This is a genomic window from Collimonas sp. OK307 (assembly GCF_900113705.1).
Taxonomy (GTDB): Bacteria; Pseudomonadota; Gammaproteobacteria; order Burkholderiales; family Burkholderiaceae_D; genus Collimonas.
The window spans coordinates 218,467-240,421 of record NZ_FOQI01000001.1; the positions used below are offsets into that span (position 1 = coordinate 218,467).

Annotated in this window: 16 protein-coding genes and 1 pseudogene; 9 read left to right on the forward strand and 8 right to left on the reverse strand. The window is 57.5% G+C overall.

Annotated elements, in window-relative coordinates:
* Positions 1 to 213 precede the first annotated feature (213 nt).
* Positions 214 to 948, forward strand: a complete 735-nt coding sequence (locus BM205_RS01035; protein ID WP_092412614.1) for an SDR family oxidoreductase — start codon at positions 214 to 216, stop codon at positions 946 to 948.
* A gap of 33 nt (positions 949 to 981) precedes the next feature.
* Positions 982 to 1,479 (forward strand): annotated as a pseudogene (locus tag BM205_RS01040) (SDR family NAD(P)-dependent oxidoreductase); the annotation flags it as partial.
* Here the strand turns inward: BM205_RS01040 and cysC are convergent.
* Positions 1,457 to 2,065 carry an adenylyl-sulfate kinase gene (gene cysC / locus BM205_RS01045; protein ID WP_217645998.1) on the reverse strand — a complete coding sequence of 203 codons (609 nt, stop codon included), beginning with the start codon at positions 2,063 to 2,065 and terminating at the stop codon, positions 1,457 to 1,459. The pseudogene BM205_RS01040 and the gene cysC sit on opposite strands and share 23 nt — an antisense overlap.
* Before the next feature lie 169 nt (positions 2,066 to 2,234).
* Here cysC and BM205_RS01050 point away from each other — a divergent pair, with 169 nt between their 5' ends.
* The gene (locus BM205_RS01050; protein ID WP_092411825.1) at positions 2,235 to 3,056 is read left to right on the forward strand and encodes a sulfotransferase family protein; all 822 of its coding nucleotides are present in this window, start codon (positions 2,235 to 2,237) and stop codon (positions 3,054 to 3,056) included.
* Positions 3,057 to 3,067: 11 nt separating this feature from the next.
* On the opposite strand, the gene BM205_RS01055 is transcribed toward BM205_RS01050, so the two are convergent.
* The gene (locus BM205_RS01055) at positions 3,068 to 4,738 is read right to left on the reverse strand and encodes a ShlB/FhaC/HecB family hemolysin secretion/activation protein (protein WP_254783677.1); all 1,671 of its coding nucleotides are present in this window, start codon (positions 4,736 to 4,738) and stop codon (positions 3,068 to 3,070) included.
* A gap of 49 nt (positions 4,739 to 4,787) precedes the next feature.
* Positions 4,788 to 12,398: a two-partner secretion domain-containing protein gene (locus BM205_RS01060; RefSeq protein ID WP_217645999.1), complete on the reverse strand. Its 7,611-nt coding sequence runs from the start codon at positions 12,396 to 12,398 to the stop codon at positions 4,788 to 4,790.
* A gap of 657 nt (positions 12,399 to 13,055) precedes the next feature.
* Between BM205_RS01060 and BM205_RS01065 the strand changes: the two genes are divergently transcribed.
* A complete protein-coding gene (locus tag BM205_RS01065) occupies positions 13,056 to 13,649 on the forward strand; it encodes a phage tail protein (protein ID WP_092411828.1) in 594 nt (197 codons plus the stop codon).
* Between the two features lie 103 nt (positions 13,650 to 13,752).
* Positions 13,753 to 14,073, forward strand: coding sequence for a DUF6916 family protein (locus BM205_RS01070; RefSeq protein ID WP_139227193.1), 321 nt, complete (start codon positions 13,753 to 13,755; stop codon positions 14,071 to 14,073).
* Positions 14,074 to 14,101: 28 nt separating this feature from the next.
* Here the strand turns inward: BM205_RS01070 and BM205_RS01075 are convergent, their stop codons facing one another.
* The gene (locus BM205_RS01075; RefSeq protein ID WP_092411830.1) at positions 14,102 to 14,611 is read right to left on the reverse strand and encodes a GNAT family N-acetyltransferase; all 510 of its coding nucleotides are present in this window, start codon (positions 14,609 to 14,611) and stop codon (positions 14,102 to 14,104) included.
* Positions 14,612 to 14,821: 210 nt separating this feature from the next.
* Between BM205_RS01075 and BM205_RS01080 the strand changes: the two genes are divergently transcribed.
* Both BM205_RS01080 and BM205_RS01085 read left to right on the forward strand, forming a co-directional pair.
* Positions 14,822 to 15,532 carry an aspartyl/asparaginyl beta-hydroxylase domain-containing protein gene (locus tag BM205_RS01080; RefSeq protein WP_092411831.1) on the forward strand — a complete coding sequence of 237 codons (711 nt, stop codon included), beginning with the start codon at positions 14,822 to 14,824 and terminating at the stop codon, positions 15,530 to 15,532.
* On the forward strand, positions 15,525 to 16,523 hold the full coding sequence (locus tag BM205_RS01085) for a sulfotransferase family protein (protein WP_092411832.1): 999 nt from the start codon (positions 15,525 to 15,527) through the stop codon (positions 16,521 to 16,523). The genes BM205_RS01080 and BM205_RS01085 overlap by 8 nt, the downstream gene beginning before the upstream one ends.
* A gap of 30 nt (positions 16,524 to 16,553) precedes the next feature.
* On the opposite strand, the gene BM205_RS01090 is transcribed toward BM205_RS01085, so the two are convergent.
* From BM205_RS01090 to BM205_RS01105, 4 genes are all read right to left on the reverse strand, one after another.
* Complete coding sequence (locus tag BM205_RS01090) at positions 16,554 to 17,162, reverse strand: glutathione S-transferase family protein (RefSeq protein ID WP_092411833.1); 609 nt, start codon at positions 17,160 to 17,162, stop codon at positions 16,554 to 16,556.
* A gap of 260 nt (positions 17,163 to 17,422) precedes the next feature.
* The gene (locus BM205_RS01095; RefSeq protein ID WP_092411834.1) at positions 17,423 to 18,376 is read right to left on the reverse strand and encodes a cupin-like domain-containing protein; all 954 of its coding nucleotides are present in this window, start codon (positions 18,374 to 18,376) and stop codon (positions 17,423 to 17,425) included.
* A gap of 181 nt (positions 18,377 to 18,557) precedes the next feature.
* The gene (locus BM205_RS01100; protein ID WP_092411835.1) at positions 18,558 to 18,860 is read right to left on the reverse strand and encodes a putative quinol monooxygenase; all 303 of its coding nucleotides are present in this window, start codon (positions 18,858 to 18,860) and stop codon (positions 18,558 to 18,560) included.
* A 128-nt stretch (positions 18,861 to 18,988) separates the two neighbouring features.
* Positions 18,989 to 20,014 carry an NADP-dependent oxidoreductase gene (locus BM205_RS01105; protein ID WP_092411836.1) on the reverse strand — a complete coding sequence of 342 codons (1,026 nt, stop codon included), beginning with the start codon at positions 20,012 to 20,014 and terminating at the stop codon, positions 18,989 to 18,991.
* Between the two features lie 259 nt (positions 20,015 to 20,273).
* Here BM205_RS01105 and BM205_RS01110 point away from each other — a divergent pair, with 259 nt between their 5' ends.
* Positions 20,274 to 20,546, forward strand: coding sequence for a DUF4242 domain-containing protein (locus tag BM205_RS01110; protein WP_092411837.1), 273 nt, complete (start codon positions 20,274 to 20,276; stop codon positions 20,544 to 20,546).
* Between the two features lie 145 nt (positions 20,547 to 20,691).
* The gene (locus tag BM205_RS01115; RefSeq protein ID WP_092411838.1) at positions 20,692 to 21,912 is read left to right on the forward strand and encodes a helix-turn-helix domain-containing protein; all 1,221 of its coding nucleotides are present in this window, start codon (positions 20,692 to 20,694) and stop codon (positions 21,910 to 21,912) included.
* The last annotated feature ends 43 nt before the right edge of the window (positions 21,913 to 21,955 follow it).

Genomic DNA, 21,955 nt, shown 5'->3' on the forward strand with positions numbered 1-21,955 from the left:
CAAATCCCCCCGCTTTTCGCACGAAATCTCCGCCCCCTTTTCTAATCTCGTCAATTGTTAGCCATTTTTGAATAGTATTGGCAATTTTGATGGGTTTATCCATCAAAAACAAACCGGCATGATGTACTCACTGCCCGGCAAACTGATATCCAGGAACACATGGGTGGTTTAGGCAACATTCAGCAACACTCAACCAACTTCAAGGAGCATCAAATGAACAACCAAAAAGTAGCCATCGTTACCGGATCTTCACGTGGCATCGGTGCAGCAGTCGCACAACGCCTGGCCGACGACGGCTTTGCCGTGATCATCAACTATTCCGGTAGCGCAGCCGCCGCCGAAACGCTGGCCCGACAACTGGTGCAACAAGGCGGCCAGGCATTGGCAGTGCAAGCCGATGTCAGCGACCCGGCAGCGGTACGCGCTTTGTTTGATGCTGCAGAACGGACATTCGGCGGCGTCGATGTGCTGGTCAACAACGCCGGCATCATGGTCAATGCGCCAATCGGCGAAACCGATGACGCCAGTTTCGACCGCCAGATCGCCATCAACCTCAAAGGTAGTTTCAACACGCTGCGCGAAGCTGCCAGGCGGCTGCGCAACGGTGGCCGGATCATCAATTTTTCGTCAAGCGTAGTCGGCATGCTGCAACCGACTTATGGCGTGTACGCCGCCACCAAGGCCGCAGTGGAAGCCATGACCAGCGTTCTTGCCAAGGAACTGCGCGGCAAAAATATCACGGTGAATGCCGTAGCGCCAGGACCGACCGCTACCGATCTGTTCCTCAACGGCAAACCACAAGAACTGGTCGACCGCCTGTCCAAGCTGGCGCCGCTCGAGCGCCTGGGCCAGCCGCAGGACATCGCCGCTACTGTCGCCTTCCTCGCCGGCGCCGACGGTAGCTGGATCAATGGCCAGATCCTGCGCGCCAACGGCGGTATCATCTGATCGCATAGACCCCAATCAACAATTAGCAAATTCATTTGGATATCCTCCAGCAGCGCGCGCGGCGGCACGCCGCCCTACCTGTCGCCGTATTTCGCGGCCAAGGCGGCCATGGACTCGCTCGCGGTTTCATATGCAAGTGAATTGGCGCGCTGGGGCATAGAAACCACGATCATCGTGCCAGGCGCGTTCACCAAGGGCACCAACCACTTCGCTCATTCCGGTGCGCCGGCCGACCAGGCACGCGCTGCGGAATATGACGACGGCCCCTACGTCGGCGTGCTGCAGCAGGCACTGCAAGGATTGGCAGCGCTGGAGCCGGCTGATGCTGACGCGGCTACGGTTGCCGATGCCATTGTCGAAGTGATCGGCATGCCCTTTGGCAGCCGCCCGTTCAGGACCCACATCGATCCCTCGCAAGATGGTTGCGAGATCGTCAACGGCGTCGCGGATCGGATGCGCTGCGAAATGTTCCGTCGTATCGGACTGGAAGATTTACTGCATCCAAAAATTAGCACGAGAGTGCACGTATAAGCGGCACATTGCGTTCGACATACGTCACAAGTTTCACCACGCTGGCGGCGATATCTTCGCGAGCTGTGTCGATCGCAAGTTGCGGCTGCTCCGGTATCTCGTATGGCGCGCTGACGCCGGTAAATTCCCGCAATTCGCCAGAGCGCGCTTTCTTGTATAAGCCTTTAGGATCTCGGGATTCACATGTCGCCAGGTCGGCGGAAATATGTATTTCGTGAAACGCCTCTCCGCAGGACTGCCGGGCACGTGCTCGATCGGCGCGATAAGGCGAAATGAAAGCAGTAATGCAGATCAGGCCGGCATCCGCAAACAATGCGGCGACCTCGCCCACGCGCCGGATATTTTCTGTCCGGTCCTCCGGGCTGAAACCGAGATTTGCGTTCAGGCCATTGCGTATATTATCGCCGTCGAGTACGTAGCATGAGTACCCCTGCTCCGTCAGCGCCTGTTCAAGCGCCATGGCTATCGAGGATTTTCCTGACGCCGATAACCCGGTCAGCCACATGACCGCTCCGCGATGGCCATAATGCGCCGCACGCTGCGATGCATTCAAGGCATGCGGTACCGCAGTCAAATTTTTTTTCATTGAAAACTCCATGCAATACAGTGCACTTCGATGCCAGCGCATCAGCAGGCATATGATACGCGGCGTAGAGCCTGTCAGCGGCGAAACAGTGGCAACATCGATGCAGGATGCGGTAATATCTGGCGAATAGTCCGGCAGTCATTCAACTTGAAAGCAAAGGTCGTTTCTGATGGTTCCAGCATTCGTCGGCGTAACCGGTTTACCCAGGGCAGGATCCACGCTGCTATGTCAGCTATTGGGCCAGCATCCGGAAATTCATTGCGAAGGACAGAGCTCCCCTCTGTGCAATACCTTGCTAGGGATCCGGCGCATGATCAGCGACGATACTTTCTTCCTGTCGCAACTCGATAATCAATTCGAGAAAAGCTATGCGCACCTGACCTCGGCGATGCAAGGTTTCCTGCGCGGCTGGCATCATGATTGCGACAAGAAAGCCGTGGTGGACAAGAACCGCGCATGGCTGCACGCGATAGAACTGCTGCTGCATATCGAACCGAACGCCAGGCTGATCGTATGCCTGCGCGAACTAGGGCAAATTTACGGATCGATCGAATCGCAGCACCAGCGTACGATCCTGGTCGATTTCATCGATCACCTTGCAGATTTCGACCGTTTCGGACGCGCCGACATGCTGTTCGCCAAAGACAAGGCCATCGGCGCGCCGTTGATATCCTTGCATGCGGTTCCCGATTTGCCGAAGCATGTGCAGGATCGCCTGTATTTCATTCGTTTCGAAGACTTGATGGAACGGCCGGCGGCATGCATGGCGCATCTCTATTCCTGGCTAGGATTATCGCCGTTCGAAATCGATCCCGATCGCCTGGAAATAGGCGTTCAGGAAAGCGACAGTCATTACCACATGAAATACAGCCACAAGCAGGCGCGGCAAATAAACAAGCCGAAACGGCATGACATCCCACCGCGCATACAGGCGCAAATCGAAACTGCCTACCCCTGGTTTTACCAGCTTTATTATCCGCAGAAAACGTAAAGCCTGCCTGCTTAAAACCCTTTGCCGATTTCGGCCCAGGCGCGCACCGATTTATTGTCGCCGATCAGTTGCGGCGTCGATCCGATCGGCGCTGCAACATACAGCTTGGCATGCCACTGATCGGGGCCGGCCCAATTCAAGCCGACGCCTACTCCGCTCAGTGTCGCGCTATTGTCCCCCGGCAGCCACTGGTTCTTGTTGACCGTGACGTGTTCGCTGTCGACGAAGGCCAGCACTTGCCAGCGACCCGATGCGAACTGCCCGAGGTCATGGCGTAATTCAATCGAACCGTAGATCCCCGTATCGCCGGACATTACGCCGATGTCATAGGCGCGCACCGTATAGGGGCCGCCCGCAATCATTTTTTCCGCGGAATCCAGGTTGCCGTTTGCCCATTGGTAGGACAGCGCGAAAAACAGTGAATTATCTTGGGTCAGATTTTGCAGCTGCGCGAAATTCGCATTCCATTTTGTGAAGCTGCCCTGTGTTTTAGCAGTTGCAGCATCAGCCAGTTGCGCCGCCTGATCGTCGAATCCGACTCTCCCCGCTGTCACTCCGATATTCCAGGTGCCGATGCCGCCAGCGAGTATGGAGTTGCGCCAGTCGCCGTTCAGGCTCGCAGTCCAGTTATCCAGATGCCGGTCGGTTTTGATATTGGTGGCGCCGATCTCATCCTTCAGTTGTTTGTGATCGTACTGGATCTGGCCGTACAGATTGGCGCTGCGCGTGCGCATGAACGGATGTTTGACCCACCCGCTCGCTACCTGTGCGGTGCCATGGCCGTCAAGCGCACTCAAGGAGTCGCCGAGTCTGTAATGCAACGCCGAATAGGAGGCGCCCATTCGTGTGCCCATCCCATTCAACAGCGCTTCGTAGGCAACGCTGCCGTAATTCAGGTCTCTGCCACTAGTCAGGCCGCCGATGCTAAGGACATCACCAAGATGCAGCGGATCGAAGACATTCACAGATGCCCCGAGGCGGGCGCGTCCGGTGTAGCGGTTGCCGTTATTGTCCACCGTCGCGTTTCCGGCGACGCGCGCCGTTGCATCGGATTGCACCTGCAGGTCGGAAGTTCCGACCGCTTCGCCCGGCTTCAAAATAGCGGTGACGGCGACGCCTGGAATATCAGAGACCAGCAGCAACGCTCTGTCGAGCTCGTCCTGAGTAACCGCTTGTCCGGCTTGTAATGGCGATAGCGTTTGCTGCAGCAAGCTGTCGTTCACCCGGCTGCGGTTGTCCAGCCTGATCTGGCCGTAACGCGCCTCGATCACCGTGACACGCACCACACCGCCTTGAATCGCTTGTGCCGGGATGATCGCGCGTGCCAGCGGGTAGCCATGACTATGGTAATAGTCGGTGATCCGGGCAACCACTTCGCCGAGTTGGGCGAGAGTCAGATTCTTGCCTTCGGCATCAGCCACCAGCGCGTGCAGAGTTGCCGTATCGAACGCGGCATTGCCGGATAGCTGGATACTGCTGATATTGAAAGATGCGCTCGGCGGCAGTTGGGCGCCGCCTTCCCGCTCGATAGTCAAGCCGGTTCCCGCCGAAGACGGGGCTGCCGGTTTGACCGGCTGGATTTGCTGCAATATGGAGCCGGCGCCGGGCGGTGCTACCTGGTCGGCGGCAAACGCCGCAAACGGTGGGTAGCTGAGCAGCATTGCTGCGACAATCAGTTTCATCGGTTTCATCGGATGTAAAAATTTATCGTTATTTTTCACTGGGGCTCGCTTATTCATCCGTGCTCACAATATTGTCTGGCAGCTTGACCCCGCCACCGATAATTTTCACTGCAACTCCGCCCATCCCATTGTCGATCGAGCCGGAATTACTACTCTGCGGCTGGATATTAAACGGCGTCAGGTCGAGCGCCGCCAAATTGATGCCTTGGTGCGAAGGAGCAAACATCGCATCCAGCGAGGCAATCACATTCTGCACCGAGAAAGGCGCAGTTCCTGCTTTCAACGTCAGTGCGGTGGCATTCCCTGCGGCTTGCCGGAAAAGATAGTTCGTCGCGCTCAAGCCGCCGCCGTTGATCGCATATTGTCCCGGCAGGCTGGTCGGCCCGACGTTTGAAGTCCAGGTCAGGCCGCCTGTCGTCGCATTATCCAGCGTATCGCCAGCCACAAACCCGCTCAGAATTCCGCTCAGGCCGGATGGTATTTGTCCGGTAAGGCTGCTGGCGGGATTGGCATTGTAGGTAAGCGTGGCGGGCGTAATATTGGCAGTCGCCGTCGCCGTGCTGTTCACCGTATAGTTGCCGGCGTCGGCGCCGCTCGCAGTGATGCCCGATATCGATACGATTTTGCCGATTCCGGCATTCCTGTCTGCAAAGTTCGCCGAAGTATCGCTAAATGTCACCGCATCGCCGGCAAGCCCGCCGCTTAGCGTCACCACACCTGTCGTATTACCGTCATAGGTTTTGTTGGCGCCGACTGCTGCAACATTGATGGCAAGTGGCGTGATATCGGCAGTGGTCGATGCGGTGGAATTGCTGACCTGGTAGTTGCCGGCATCTGCACCGCTCGCACTGATGCCTGAAACGGTAACCGTCTTGCCCGTACCGACATTCTTGTTGGCGAAGTTCACCGAGGTATCGCTGAACGTCACCTTGTCGCCGCTGATCAAGCCGTTGCCCGTCAATGTGGCCAAATCGGAAGTCGTAGCGTCATAGACCTTGTTGGCGCCAGTTGCCACCACCGTGACCGACTGTTTATTGACAATATAGTCACCCGAAATGGCGCCCAATATGTAATTGCCGGCATCGGCGCCGCCCAACGGGCCGCTGACCGATTCGATGCCAGTGTGGGTGCCGGCTATCAGGTGGCCGCTGCTGCTGGTAAGACCCGCCGTATTCACGGAAGCGCCCGGTGCGCTAACCAGGTCGCCCGAGATGACGTTCGATATGCTGACGGCGCCCGGTACCAGCGGCGAACCGTAGGTCGAGCTGCCGGTAGCAATCGCGCCTGCCAGCGCCAGCTGGTTCACGGTGTAATCGCCAGTTGGAGCGGCAAACGTATAGTTGCCGGCATCGGCTCCGCTTAGCGCGCTGACTGACTCAATGCCAGTGTGGGTTCCAGCTGTCAAATGCCCGCTGCTGCTGGTAAGGCCGCTCGTGTTGATGGCGATCGTCGCCGTGCCCAGCGTGTCGCCCGCAATGGCATTCGTGAAACTCGCGGCGCCCGGCGTCAAGGCAGAACCGTAAGTCGAGCTGCCGGTCCCGATCGTGCCTGTCAACGCCAACTGGCTCACTGTGTAATCGCCGGTCGGAGCTGCAAAAGTATAGTTGCCGGCATCGGCTCCGCTCAGCGCGCTGACGGCTTCAATGCCGGTGTGCGTTCCAGCACTCAAGTGTCCGCTACCGCTCGTAAGGCCGGTCGTGTTGACCGTAACCGTCGCGGTACCCAATGCGTCGCCTGCCACGGCATTCGTAAAATTCGCCGCTCCTGGCGCCAGAGTTGAACCGTAGGTTGAGTTGCCGGTCACGATCGCCCCGGTCAACGCCAGCTGATTCACGGTGTAGTCGCCGGTTGCGCCGGTAAAAGTATAATTGCCGGCATCCGCGCCGCCCAAAGTCGTGCCTACCGATTCGATCCCGCTATGCGTGCCGGCAATCAAATGCCCGCTGGTGCTGGTCAGGCCTGTCGTATTCACGGTCGCTGCCGCAGGCGTGACAACATCGCCGGCAATAGCATTCGTAAAATTCGCCGCACCTGGCGCCAAGGTTGAACCGTAGGTCGAGCTGCCCGCCGCGATCGAGCCGTTCAAGGCCAGTGGCGTGACGGTATAGTTGCCCGTAGCGCCAGCAAAGGTGTAATTGCCGGCATCCGCTCCGCTCAAGGTAGTACCGACCGCTTCGATACCGTTATGCGTGCCGGCAATCAAGTGTCCGCTGGTGCTAGTCAGACCCGCCGTATTCACCGTGACTGCAGCGGGCGTGACAGCGTCGCCCGAGACCAGATTGGTGAAACTCGCCGCCCCCGGCGCCAACGCTGAGCCATAGGTCGAATTGCCTGCCGCAACCGTAGCTGCCAACGCCAGCTGGCTGACGCTGTAGTCGCCCGTGACACCGGTAAAGGTGTAGTTGCCCGCATCCGCTCCACTCAGTCCGCTGATCGATTCAATGCCAGTATGTGTTCCTGCTATCAAATGTCCGCTGCTGCTGGTGAGGCCCGTCGTATTGATCGCGACCGTCGTCGTACCTAATGCATCGCCGACCACGGCGTTCGTGTAGCTCGCCGCACCTGGCACCAGCGGCGAACCGTAGGTCGAGCTGCCCGTCCCGATCGAGCCGGTCAACGCCAATGGCGTGACGGTATAGTTGCCGGTTGCGCCTGCAAAGGTGTAATTGCCGGCGTCCATTCCGCTCAAGGTAGTACCGACCGATTCGATGCCGTTATGGGTGCCGGCAATCAAGTGTCCGCTGGTACTGGTCAAACCTGTCGTATTCACCGTGACTGCCGCTGGCGTGACAACATCGCCCGAGACCAGATTGGTGAAACTCGCCGCGCCTGGCACCAAGGCCGAGCCATAGGTCGAATTGCCTGTCGCAACCGTCGCTGCCAACGCCAGCTGGCTGACGCTGTAGTCGCCCGTGATACCCGTAAAGGTGTAGTTGCCCGCATCCGCCCCACTCAGTCCGCTGATCGACTCAATGCCGGTATGTGTTCCTGCTATCAAATGTCCGCTGCTGCTGGTGAGACCAGTCGTATTAATTCCGACCGTCGTCGTACCTAATGCATCGCCGACCACGGCATTCGTGAAACTCGCCGCGCCTGGTGCCAGGGCCGCCCCGTAGGTCGAACTGCCCGTTCCGATCGAGCCGGTCAACGCCAATGGCGTGACGGTATAGTTGCCGGTTGCGCCTGCAAAAGTGTAATTGCCCGCGTCCGCTCCGCTCAAGGTAGTACCGACCGCTTCGATGCCGTTATGCGTGCCGGCAATCAAGTGTCCGCTGGTGCTGGTCAGACCTGTCGTATTCAGCGTGACTGCCGCCGGCGTCACAGCGTCACCCGAGACCAGATTGGTGAAACTCGCCGCGCCTGGCACCAAGGCCGAGCCATAGGTCGAACTGCCTGTCGCAACCGTCGCTGCCAACGCCAGCTGGCTGACGCTGTAGTCGCCCGTGATACCCGTAAAGGTGTAGTTGCCCGCATCCGCCCCACTCAGTCCGCTGATCGACTCAATGCCGGTATGTGTTCCTGCTATCAAATGTCCGCTGCTGCTGGTGAGACCAGTCGTATTGATTCCGACCGTCGTCGTGCCCAATACGTCGCCCGCCACGGCATTCGTGAAACTCGCCGCGCCTGGTACCAGGGCCGCCCCGTAGGTCGAACTGCCGGTTCCGATCGAGCCGGTCAACGCTAGCTGACTGACGGTGTAGTCGCCGGTAATACCGGCAAAAGTGTAATTGCCCGCATCTGTTCCGTTCAACGCACTGATCGATTCAATCCCGGTATGGGTTCCAGCACTCAAGTGGCCACTGGTACTGGTGAGCCCCGTCGTATTTACTGCAACCGTAGCCGGGCCCAGTACATCACCCGAAATCGTCCCCACCAGGTTTGCAGCTCCCGGCGCCAAAGTTGAACCGTAGGTTGAACTGCCTGTTCCGATCGAACCGGTCAGCGCCAACGGGCTTACGGTGTAATTGCCGCTAGCGCCGGCAAAGGCGTAGTTGCCTGCATCCGCACCGCTTAAAGTAGCACTTAACGATTCAATTCCGGTATGCGTGCCGGCAATCAAGTGTCCGCTGGTGCTGGTCAGACCCGTCGTATTCACTGTGACTGCCGCTGGCGTGACAATGTCGCCGGAGAGCAGATTCGTCAAACTCGCCGTACCCGGTGTCAAAGCCGCACCGTAAATCGAGCTGCCGGGCGCAACCGTAGCGCCCAACGTCAACTGATTGACGGTATAGTTTCCGGTCAGCCCGGCAAATGTGTAGTTACCCGCATCGGCCCCACTCAATCCGCTGACCGTTTCAATTCCGGCATGGGTTCCGGCGATCAAATGCCCGCTGGTGCTGGTGAGGCCCGTTGCATTCACCGCAACCGTGGCCGTGCCTAATGCATCGCCCGATACGGCATTGGTGAAGCTTGCTGCCCCCGACGCCAAGGCCGAACCATAGGTTGAGCTGCCCGTCGCGATCGAGCCGGTCAAGGCTAATGGCGTGACGGTGTAATTGCCCGTGGCCCCGGCAAACGTGTAATTACCCTTGGTCGCATCGGTTCCGCTCAGGACGCCGCTAACGGACTCTATGCCGTTGTGCGTGCCGGCCGTCAGGTTGCCGCTGGTGCTGGTCAGGCCTGTTGTATTCACAGTTACTGGCGCGGCAGTGACAACATGCCCGGCGATCATGTTGCTGAAACTCACCGTGCCCGGCACCAGGGCCGAACCATAAGTAGAACTTCCAGCGCTGATCGTACCGATCAGCGCAAGCGGATTGATTGTCAACGCCCCATTGACAAAAACAATGTTGTAACCCTGCTGGCTCGTGGAGGAAACGCCTGACGCTGTAATCGCGTACGTACCGACGTCAACCGCGGTTTGCGATGATCCGCCATAACTTATGCTACCCGCCAGGCCGCTCGGCATCCCGCTATATATGTAGCCGTTGAGACCGGTGTAAGTAACTCCATTGTTACTGGCATACGCCGCGCCATTGAAAGTGCTGGCGGCATTGTTAGCGGTGACGGTCAGCTGCGTCATGGCGCCGAGCAATAGCGGATGGTTGCCGCTGAACATTACCCACGTGCCGGTGCCGGGAGTGAAGTCCCATGCAGGATTCACACTTCCATTGGCTGCGGTGCTGGAGGTGTAATTGGCCTGGTTCTGAATATTTGCAGTGGTCATGCCGGTGCCGCCGTCAGATGTTGCCTGGCCGGAGGTCGTGGTATCCCAGAAGCTGCCGGTGACATTACCGACGTTACTGCCAATCAAGCCGCCAACTGAGGTCGAGCCGCTCCCGGCGCTGACACTGCCAGTCGAAAAACTCTTGGTGATTGTGCCACCAGACGCCCCACCGTAGCCATTGCTGCCTACCAGTCCGCCGATAGCGGATGCACCGGCAGCGCCGGTTACACTGCCCGTTGCATAGCTGTTGTCGACCACAGCGTTGGTGACCGCATCGCCGTAGTTCTGACCAACCAGCCCGCCGACAACGCTGGTGCCAGAAACACTTCCTGTCGCATAGCTCTTGCTTATCGTGGCCGTGCCGCCAAAACCAGAATTAGTCCCGACCAAGCCGCCCACATAGGACACGCCGCTTACAGACCCTGTGGCATAGCTGTTGGTAATCAGGCTGGCGCCGGTGCTTCCACCATAGCTGTAACCGACCAGTCCGCCGACATAACTGCTGGAGCCGGTTACATTCCCCGTTGCATAGCTATAACTGACCGTACCGCCCTGCATGCCACCGACCAAACCGCCGACCTCAGTTGCCGCAGTTCCGCCATTGACAGTTCCGCTTGCGTAGCTTCTGGTGACCGTACCAGCGTCATTGGTTTGTCCCACCAGTCCTCCCACGGAAATAGCGTTGGCGGTTGCAGTTACGGTAGCGGTCGAAAAACTATTACTGACCTTGCCGAAGTCTTGGCCTACCAGCCCGCCGACATCATTTCCCGAGGTGACTGTCACGCTCCCGCCGAGCAAGCCGACGTTGCGGACCAAACCGGGTGTACCTACGGCGCCAAACATACCCACGCCGACAACCGAACCTTGATTGACCGTCAGGCCGCTGACGGTATGGCCCAAACCGTCAAAAACGCCGGAAAACATTTGCGACTGGGTTAATGGTGTACCACCTATCGCACCACCTATCGGCTTGAAGCCCACACCGCCGTTCCAACCAGAAGTCGCCGCGGCATTGATATCACTGCCCAACGCGTAATACCCCCCCAGGTTGCCTACCATCCCCTGCAAGCTACCGTCACCGCTGCTGGTTGCTAAGCCCAGGCTGTTAATTACCGTATAAACGTGATTGTTCATCGTCAGCACACCGCTGCCGCTGAAATTGACGCGCCCGTTAAACCCGGCGGCGCCTAAAGCAACGTTGACGTTGCCGCTGCCAGGCTCCAGATCGAGGCTGGCCGAACCGCTTGCCGTCATCGTGGCATTGATGTTCACGTCGTTGCTGGCATTCAGGGTCAGCTTGTGTCCGCTCCAGGTTACCGTATCGTTGACGTTGACATTGCCGCTGGTGCCGCCGGCGCCGCTAGCCGAAGAAATCGTCACATTGCCCGAGCTTAATGAAGCGTTAAGCGCGGCGCCGGTGAGGTCGCCGTTGCTAGAGGCGATCGTGAAATCTGTCGGATCGATCAGCCAGGTGCCAGCCAGGCCTAACGCCGCGGCCGTGGTGATCTTTGCGTTATTCGCCACTTTGACATTGGCCGCGCTGGTCTCGATGAAACCACCGTTGCCGCCATTTGGCGCACTGGCGTCAAGCGTGCCGCCGACATTGACAGTTCCCGCCGCCATGCCGCCCAGCAAAGTAATCGTGCCGCCCTGGTTTTCCACGGTGCGCGCTTCAATCACGCCGGTATTGTTGACGACGCTAGCCAGTAACGCATCTTTTGCGCCGGCAGTCATGATGACGCGGCCGCCGTCAGCCTGGATCAATCCACCGTTTTCAGCCACGCTGTTCAATACACTTTGGTCGACCTGCATTTGCAGCAGGCTGTTACCGCTGAATGTGAGCGTGACGGCGTTGCCGGCGCCGAGCGCCACCGCGCCCTGTTGCGCGCTGATAGTTCCTTGGTTGCTGACATGGTTGCCGAGCAAGGCGACGTAGCCGCCGTTGGCAGCCGTAATCGTCCCCTGGTTGACCACGCTGCCTGAGCCGCCGCCACTGAAAGTGCGGGTGTTACCGCTCAAGCTCGCATCACGGACATCCAGCGTGGAGGCAACCAGGCCGCCGACATTGACTTGCGCACCAGCACCGAACAGGATCCCGTTCGGGTTGATCAGGTACACTTGGCCGTTGGCATTCAAACGCCCAAGGATTTGCGTGCCATTGGTATCGAATACACGATTGACGGCGATCGCACTCGCTGAAGGCTGCACGAAATTCACCGTTTCTTGCGGGGCGATGTTGAAACCGGTCCAGTTCACAGAGAGATTCTGGCTGGCCTGGTTGATCGTGGTGGTTGAACCGGACTGCTTGATGCTTCCGGCACCGGAAACTAGCTGGCCGCCGGTCGGCGCCGCCTGAGCGGCAATCGCAGTAAGCGACAATGCCGCCGCCACCAGCTTGCGGCGCCCTCCCTTGCCACGTCCGCGCGTTGTTTCCGCTACAGCGATCCAACCGTTGGTAACTGTGCTCCAGACCAGACGGTAGATGTGGTTCATAGACCCGTGGCGTTTCATGAAATTATTCCCCAATAAAATCTGTTTTCCCCGCGCGGACAAAGTGCGCAGCTTGCCCGCTCCATCTTCGGCCGCCCATTCCCTAAGTTCAGCTTTCCCTGCTCTTCGCCCGGCGTCAACAGTGACGCCGGGCGAATGAGCCGTGCAGAATTCTCTTTACGTGCCTAACCAGCCCGGCTCGCAAAAAAACAGCGGCTTGGCGGGACTAACTTTCACTACGTAAAAACGTATAACAACAGCGGATTCAGTAAGATGGGGGCGACGCGCGGTACGCCAGAATGCAATGAGACTCCCATTTGAACAATGGCAGATCGGGATGACTTAATTGGTTTCCCTATCAATTTTTTTTCTTCTAGGCAAAATACTACACCAACTAGCAACATTGCACGCAAGCTAAATGTTGCCGCAAAGAGACTCAATCAAATTTTGGCGCCAAGTAGTTGTATGCCAACATCACGAAGCTATTTTTTCGGGCAAGTATTGCTGAATTCTCGTTTTCCTGTTCAACTGCCGCATGCCGTAAATTGACTTGCAGCAACTCCAACACATATGGAAGCAAGATGTTTATTTTAGTAAACACCGCACTTTGAACAGCAATACCGCCGTTTCTTAATCCACATAACACTCAAGGAGAAGTTCATGGAAGTATTTATCGGTAGCGTCATGACTTTCGGTTTTAATTTCCCTCCCAGCGGCTGGCAGCAGTGCATGGGGCAGACGATTGCCATTCAGCAATATGCAGCGCTATTTTCGCTGCTGGGCACCACCTACGGCGGCAACGGCACAACAACTTTCATGTTACCGAATCTGCAAGGCCGGATGCCAATTGGTCAAGGTAACGGCAACGGGTTGACTCCACGCGTAATCGGCGAAATTGGCGGCACTGAAAGCGCATCTATCCTGATTTCCAATATGCCTTCTCACACCCACACGGCCACATTTACGCCTTCGGGCGGCAGCAGCGGCTACACAGTATCGGCCAACACGTCCGGAAATTTGCTGGCGCCGACCGCGACCAATAATGTTTTGTCCGGATCGCCCGCCGGTCCGACAGCCGCAGCAATTTGGGGATCGACTGCAGGAACGATTCCTCTGGGCGGTAGCAGCGGCGGTTCCGGCGGCACGGTAACCAATGCCTTGACCGGCAACAACGCTCCGATATCCATCATGAACCCTTTCCTGGCGATGAACTTCAGCATCGCGTTGACGGGTATTTTCCCATCCCGCAACTAAAGTACCCGAGCGAGCTGGCCGGTAACGTTTTTACTCCGGCCAGCCTCGCCCATCCTGCGTCTCCATTGCCTTTCATTTTTACATTACCGACAGATTAAATTCGATGCTAGAACTTGTTGATGCCGCCTATTTCAGTCCGTCCACCGGAAAGGTCTGCACGATGCGACTCCCTGATGGCGGCACGTTGCCGATGCTGATCGATAACGTGACTGTGAAAGCGCAACATCGCAATCCGTACGCGCCGGAACAGCAGCGCCTGCCTTTTATCGTCACATTGACGGCACAGCAGGCCACCAGCTTTATCGAGGGGCCGTGCACGATTGAGCTGGAAAAGCGTGGCCGCCTGGAAGATGTTTACGTAATACGCGTAGCCGCGCTCGGACGCGATCCCGCGGGCGCGTATTTTCAGATAGTGTTTAGTTAGTGTTTAGCTAGCGTTTAATTAACGCGATTTACGGCAGTTGCGGCTTGCCCGGATACCACACCATGCGGTCGGCCATCAATTGCGTCTCTTCCACCTGGAAACCCAATTCCAGATATATCCGCTTGGCGCCAGGATTGTTATGCCAAACCACGACCGCAACCGGACACTGGGCGGTGCTGGCGGCTTGCTGCACACCGCGCAGGATCGCCTTGCCATAACCGAAACCACGTGCGGCAAGAATGAAAGCAACGTAAATCACGCGCACTTCGTTGTGGCCGAAATCCACCACCAGCGCACCGATAGCAGTTTGCGTCTTCTCAATGATGAAATGCATTGCGTTCGGATATTCTTCGCCGGTGCCTTGGGCATGCACGGCATATTGCTGGGCGATTACCGTCTCGACCAATTCTGGCGGGCCGTCGATGAACTGCAGATCTGGTCGCGCGGAACGATACAGGGTTTCCAGGAAAGGCTGGTCGCCGAAGATGGCTGGACGCAGGGAAATGCCAGCGGGCATGGCTGAGGAAGAAGTGAGCATGCTGAAGTTTTGCAGGAATTGGAGTAAGTACGGCGGCCGTCGCTACAGTGGGTGTCACATTGCTGGAGCAGCTTATAACAGAAGCCGCCTTGACGGACAGGATTGCTTCAAATAAAGTGCCACGACGCAATATTTTTCTTGTTTTGCTTAAGCCGATGACAAACCGCAAAACACCACAATTGAGGCATCAATTGGATTGAAGGTAATCGAATGAATAGTTTCCTCAAATTACCACTTCTCTTTGATCCCAATGAATTGCAGAAGGATTTGCGGGCTTGCGAGACCACGGATTGGCCTCAGCATTTCCAGACCAGCGACTATTCCGGCCAATGGTCGGGCCTGGCGCTGCGGTCTGCATCTGGCAAGCCAAGCGATATATATTCTCACCCCGACTCCCACCCCGGCAACACCGGCTATATCGATACGCCCTTGCTTGATCTTTGTCCCTATATAGCCAGGATCCTGCGGGTTTTCGAATGCGAGATTGAGTCGGCAAGGTTACTGCGTCTGGCGCCCGGGGCGCATATCAAGGAACATCGGGATCTGCATACCGGATATCAATTTGACGTTTTCCGCGTACACATTCCGATCGAGACCAGCGAACAAGTGCGATTCCTGGTTGGCGGACAGACGCTGGACATGCGGCAAGGCGAATGCTGGTATGCCGATTTCAGCCAGCCCCACAGCGTCGAAAACTGCGGCGCCACGGCGCGCATCAACCTGATTCTGGATTGTAAAAGGAATGACTGGTCGGACCAGCTGTTCCGGCAGGCCGGCTACGATTTCGAGGCCGAGGCGCGTAATCGCAAGCTTGACTGCGCAACCCGCGCAATGGTGATCGCCCGATTGTCCGAGATGAAAACCGACACGGCGGACCGGTTAATCAAAGAGCTGGAAGCTCAGGCGGACACCGATGAATAGTGCGACAGCGTCAAAGCAGGCTGGTGATGCGGCAGGTTTTATCGGGGAGTGGATTCCCTACAAACTGGTGCAACAAGATCAGCAATGGCGTTGCCTTTGGCTTAGCCTGGCAGGCAAGCGCATTGTCGAACCGTTTTTCTCAGACACGATTTTACGCTGCAGAACCGATGCCGCAAACAACCGGCGCTTTCCCAGCCTCAGTTCCCTGGAATATTTGACGGACTGCGCGGCGGTTGTGACCGAAGTGGTCACGCCAAGTGCTTTTATTTTCCATGTGTCTCGCTGCGGTTCAACCTTGATCTCGCAACTGCTCGGATTGAGCGAAGAAAATATTGCCCTGTCCGAAGTGCCGTTGATCGATGAGTTGCTGCGCATGTCCCGTAATCAGGCAGATTCTTCAGGCGCTGAAACGGCGCTAAAGACCAGTATCGCCTTGCTGGGCCGCCGCAGATTTAAACAGGAAAAACACCTGTTCATCAAGCTCGACAGCTGGCATGTTTTTTTTGCCGGAACACTAAGACGGCTTTACCCGGACGTTCCGTTCATATTGTTATACCGGACGCCCGATGAAGTGGTTTTTTCGCATCAAAAGCGGCGCGGGATGCAAGCGGTTCCAGGATTGATTGAACCTGAATTGTTTGGGATGTCCCAAGCAGAATCGATTAGTTACGATGGCGACCGGTATCTCGCGAAGGTGCTGGAATATTATTATTCTCAATTTTTGATACTCGCCGAAAAAGATGCGCGTTCAATACTTCTGGATTACAGGCAGGGCGGCATTGAAATCATTCGTCGCCTGACTGAATTTTCTGGTATCTGCCTGGATGAAAAACAGACTGCCGCAATGGCAGTCCGTGCGCGCTTTCATGCGAAATATCCGGAACAGGGATTTGCGGAAGAAAAGAAAGAATCTAGCGGACTTACGGATCTTCAGCCGGCTCAGGCAGCCTATGCCCGCCTTGAGCAACTGCGGACAAAGCTGGCCGGCTGACACATTACTGTCATCTCAACAGGCACCGTGTCAGCTGGGGAATGGCTCGCGCCATGCAGGCAATTCGTTGAGTCGTTCATGCCAGCGCTGAACTGCAGGGAAATCGCTCAGCGGCAAGTGGGCGACATCGGCATAAGGTAACGTCACCGCCACCGCGAAATCGGCCACAGTCAAGCTGTCCCCCACCAAAAATTTCCGATCGCTCAGATGCGTGTTGAGCACGCCGGCAAAATTCCTGAAATGTTTCGTCGCTTCCTCCAACTCCTTCACATCGGCTGCGGGCAGGCCAAACAGAGGCTTGATGACATATTCGAAATACAAGACAGAGGCATGCCGTGTGAAGTGCACATCATTCCAGCTGAGCCAGCGTATGACATCGATCTGGCGTTCATCGTGGGGCCACAAATCGGCTTTCGCCGCATCCGACAAATAACACATGATGGCGTTGGACTCCCACAGCGTCTTATCCCCATCCTGCAGCACAGGGACTTTGCCATTCGGATTCATGGCCAGGAATTCCGGTGTCCTGTTTTCTCTTTTAGCAAGGTCGATGCGGACAAACTCCACAGGCGATTTCAAATAACGTGCGACTGCACAGACTTTTCTCGGGTTCAGGGTTTCGCAATAGAACAATTTCATATTCGTCTCCGTGGTTGCGGTTAGCTACGTAGAATGGCGGACGACGTCCAGCGGTACAGTGACCGGCCGGCGTCGCTTTAAATACACTTACATCAGATAGTCGAACCATAGACAGCGTAATCGACAGCTGTCAAATATTTATTTTCTGATACATGCATGCACAACCGAAATTGCCGGGTCAGGTAAGCCCGCAGGGCGCAGGGAAATTGGTGATTCCCAAAGTAGTACTGAAGTAGTATGTTAGCTACCCGAGAAAACGCTTACGCCCCATGTTTGTGGCAGATACAATGCCCCCAGCGATACAGATGCATATTGTGGAGCAGATCCTTGGTTGCCGTCGGCACGCCGTTAAGCAGTATCTCTTTTGCGGTCAAGCCGAACACCGCCAGGCTGATCGAAGGTGCCAGCGAAACCACTGCGTGCCAGGTTCGTTTCGGTATGAATAAAGCATCGCCCGCCTCCACTCGCGCATACAACCCTTTGGCTTGTCCCAGCTCCCGCAACTGCTCCGGGTGCTCGTTGAAACGTGCGATGTTGATCGTGCTCAAAGTAGCGCCCCAGTCATACTTTTTGGATGGCTTCATGAACGCCTCTTCCGATGGCGGGAACATGACAAATTCCTTGACTCCACGCGCCTGGCAAAACCAGTTATTGGGAACGTCGCGATGTAGTCCGGTGTGGGTATTGGCCGGCCCCATGAATACCGACTCCCAGGTCCAGCGCCAGCCGGGCCACAAGCTACGGATATCGAAATCGCTACGCAGTTGCGGAAAATCTTCCAGGATGCTCCACTGCGCCAGGTAATTACGATGCGGCGTAAACGACTGCATGTGTGCCCAGTTGAGATGGAACTCCTCGCCTGGCTGCAATTGCCGGCGAAGCTGGTTCGGCAACAAACCGACCTCTTCGCTGACCGGCTGTTTCGCCAGCGCGGCCAGCTCAAGCAGGTACGGCGCAATCGGCAGCAACGGACGCTCCTGCGTTTCGCCCTGCTCTACCAAGCCGTTCTGGAATTTACGGGTTGGTTCCGATCCGTCCTTATTGCGCAGTTGAGCCATCTTCTCGAATGACCAGTTCTGCTGCGCCGGCCAGTTACGCAGTGCGCCTTTTACCAGCAAAGGGCTGGGTCTACTGCCAAAACCTCCAACCTGCTCCAACTGCGACGCATCAATTTCTTCAACTTGTGTGAATGAGGGGCCTGGTATCTGTTTCATATCTTTGTTGTGTGCGGTGCTTCTTACAATGTCAAGAGTCAAGACTGCTATCTTCTTCAAAACGTTGCCATATTTCAATTGTAAATGACTACGGTAAACTGTCAGAGACAAATCTGAGGAGTGCCAGTCATCTCTCCCGGAGCGCGAACGAGCACGCTCCGGCGATAGCATGATGGATCACTCATCGTGACTGTTTGGCTGCAAGGATATCGATTTTTTCGATAGCCGGCGGTTGCGAGAACAGTTCTGCAGACCTCGCCATCAAAGCCGCCGCGACGCGCCCGGTGAGATGAGCTTGCCGTCCGGCGTCATCTGGAAAGGTGTCGAAAATGCCATACGTCAGCGGCCCCAGCTTGATGGCGTACCAAGTCGTCGTCGCCGGCTCCTGTTGTACAACTGCCAAGCCGTCGCGAAGAAAGGCCTCGACATCAATCTCTTTTCCGGGCTTGACTTCCAGTCGAACGAATAAACCTACCTTAACCATGATCGATCTCCTTTTGAGATACAAAAATGTCCGGCAAATTTGTGTTTTCCCAGATCGATTCGTCGGACATGTCATCCCTGCGGATGTTCAGTCTAGCCACGCAACAGCACAATGCAATGTGAACGCTGTCAGACCCGAACCAGTAATTTACCTATGTTCTTTCCTTCGAAAAGACTGTTCAGCGCCTCCGGTAGCTGCTCGAAGCCATCCATATACGTCTCCTGGAACACTATCTCGCCGTTTTTCACCCATGGCGCCACGATAGCCAGCATCTCATCCATCCGATTGGTGAAATCGCGCGCCAGGATGCCCTGGATGGTTGCCCGTTGAAACAGCATGTGCTGTAAAAAACGCGGCCCCAGATCAGGCGTATCCAGCCCACCGTCGTACTGGCTGATCGCGCCGCAGATGATGATGCGGGCGCGCCGCTTGATCAGTGGAATGACGGCGTCGGTAATTATTCCGCCCACGTTGTCGAAGTAAATGTCGACGCCGCCGGTAGCCGCTTGAATTGCCGAGCTCAGGGCTGCAGGAGTGGTGTGCGCGCGATAGTCGACCGCGCCATCGAGTTTCAGCGTCTCGGTAAGGAATTTGCACTTTTCAGGGCCGCCGGCGATACCGATAACCCGGCATCCCGCGCGCTTGCCGAACTGCGCAACCAACGAGCCAACCGCACCGGCAGCTCCCGACACCAGCAAGGTGTCGCCAGGACGCGGGCGGCCGGCCTCGGTCAAGCCGAACCATGCGGTGCGTCCCGGCATGCCAAGCACGCCCAGCGCAGTCGATACCGGCGCAGCACTCGGATCAAGTTTGGTCAGTTCGCTGTGATGGCAGCGGGCATAGAGTTGCCAGCCACTGTAAGCCGAGACCCGGTCGCCCGGCTGGAACAGAGGACTGGCGGAAGCCACTACTTCGCCCACCACGCCGGCCCGCTGGACAATGCCCAACGGATGCGGCACGTCGTAGGTATTGCGCTCGTGCTGCTGGATGCGGATATACGGATCGACGCTGACGATCCGGGCCCGCAGGATCACTTCGTTGGCGGACAGATTGCCGTCAAGTTCGGTTTCACGCAGCTCGTAGTGTTCGTTGCTGACACGTCCTTCCGGACGTTTGACGTAAAACCATTGCCGATTCTGGTAGATGTTTTGCATATTAGAAGCTCAGTTGCCTTTTGGACTGCCAGTGTAGCCAAATTGTGATGATTGCGTCGAACCGGCTCATGCCCGCGCGTTGCATTTAAGCCAAGAATTTCATAATGAAGCAAGCAGTTATTGCCCATCAGCATGCTCTGAAATTTTTACAATCCCGATCTGCCGCCGTGGTGTATAACTAATGAATGTCATGACGTGCGTGAAGAGTTGGGGCCGGCGAGTGTGGTGCTCGCTCGGAAATCATCATGAGGGGAATGCTATGCCAAAGTACGTAATTGAGCGTGAAATTCCTGGGGCCGGGAAATTGTCACCGCAAGAACTCCGAGCCATTTCGCAGAAGTCGTGCGGCGTGCTAAACACGATGGGACCACAGATTCAATGGCTCCAAAGTTATGTTACCGGCGACAAGGTCTACTGCGTCTACATCGCGCCAAACGAAGAGATGGTTCAGGAACATGCCCAGCAGGGGGGCTTCCCTGCAAACCGTGTCTCCGAAGTCACCACGATAATTGACCCGACTACGGCCGAGTAGTACCGCCCGACAAGGCGTTCCACCGATGTCCCTCCCTCAGCTTCGCTCCGGCAGGGCCCTGGCTGAGCTTGCGCGTTAACGTGCCTGATACCCGGAAACATCACAAACGCGGCACGACACCAGCGCGGCGTTGTATTCTCTCAGCATGGATTCCATGATCGCCGCTTCCGCACGAGCCCTCGCCGCTGGCGATGCGCTCGGCGCTCTCAAACGAGTCGCCCTGCGCGACGACCCACCGGCATTGGCCTTGCGCGGTATTGCCATGGCCCAGCTCGGCGAGCATCCGCGTGCCCGTGAGCTTCTTCGGCGCGCTGCCCGCGGCTTCGGCGCGCACGAGGAATTGGCGCGCGCTCGCTGTATCGTCGCCGAGGCTGAGGTGGCGCTGGCCGTGCGCGATCTCAGCAGCTCGCCACGCTCGCTGGCGGCTGCCTTGTCCACGCTGGAGGCACACGCTGACCATGCCAACGCGCTGCAGGCACGGCTGATCGAGGCGCGCAGGCTTTTGCTGCTTGGCCGACTAGACCAGGCCGAAGCGGCACTGGCACTACTCAATACACATGGCCTGCCGCCTTCGCTGGCGGCTGTGGCCGAACTGACTGCAGCGGAGCTGGCGTTGCGCTCGCTGCGCATTGAACCTGCGCGGGCGGCGCTCGCCCGTGCGCAAGAGGCAGCCGGTCGCGCACGTGTACCGGCGCTCCTGGCCGAGGTAGAGGAGGCGCGGAGCGCTCTCGATCGCCCCGCTGCCCGCCGCTTCGTCGCCGGCGCCGAGCAGGTGTTACGCCTCGACGAGGTCGCAACGCTCCTGGCCTCTGACACGTTGGTAATTGACGCCTGCCGTCGTGGGCTCGGCATCGGCGCCACGTGGCGGCCGCTGGCGCGCCGGCCGGTGCTGTTCGCATTGGCGCGCGCACTCGCCGAGGCGTGGCCCGGCGATATTGATCGGGAAACCTTGATCAAGTGTGCATTCCACGCCCGCCACTCCAACGAGTCGCATCGGGCCCGGCTGCGGGTCGAGATCGGCCGCTTACGCGCGCTCGTCACAGAGCTGGCGCATATCGACGCCACCGCCAGAGGTTTCGTCCTGAGGCCGCACGGCGAACGCGCCGTTGTCGTACTGGCGCCTCCCATCGACGGCGATCAGGCATCGCTGGCGGCGCTGCTTGCCGATGGCGCGGCCTGGTCGACCTCGGCCCTGGCGCTGGCCCTGGGGGCCAGTCAGCGCACCGTCCAGCGCGCGCTGGTCGAGCTTGAGGCCGCCGGACGGGTGCGCTCGATCGGGCAGGCGCGGACGCGTCGCTGGCTGTCGCCGCCGCTGGCCGGATTCACGACAATCTTGTTACTCCCCGCTTCACTCCAGATGGAATAGAGTTCACTTACGGCGCCGATCCGAAGCGCGCCACAAGGAGCCA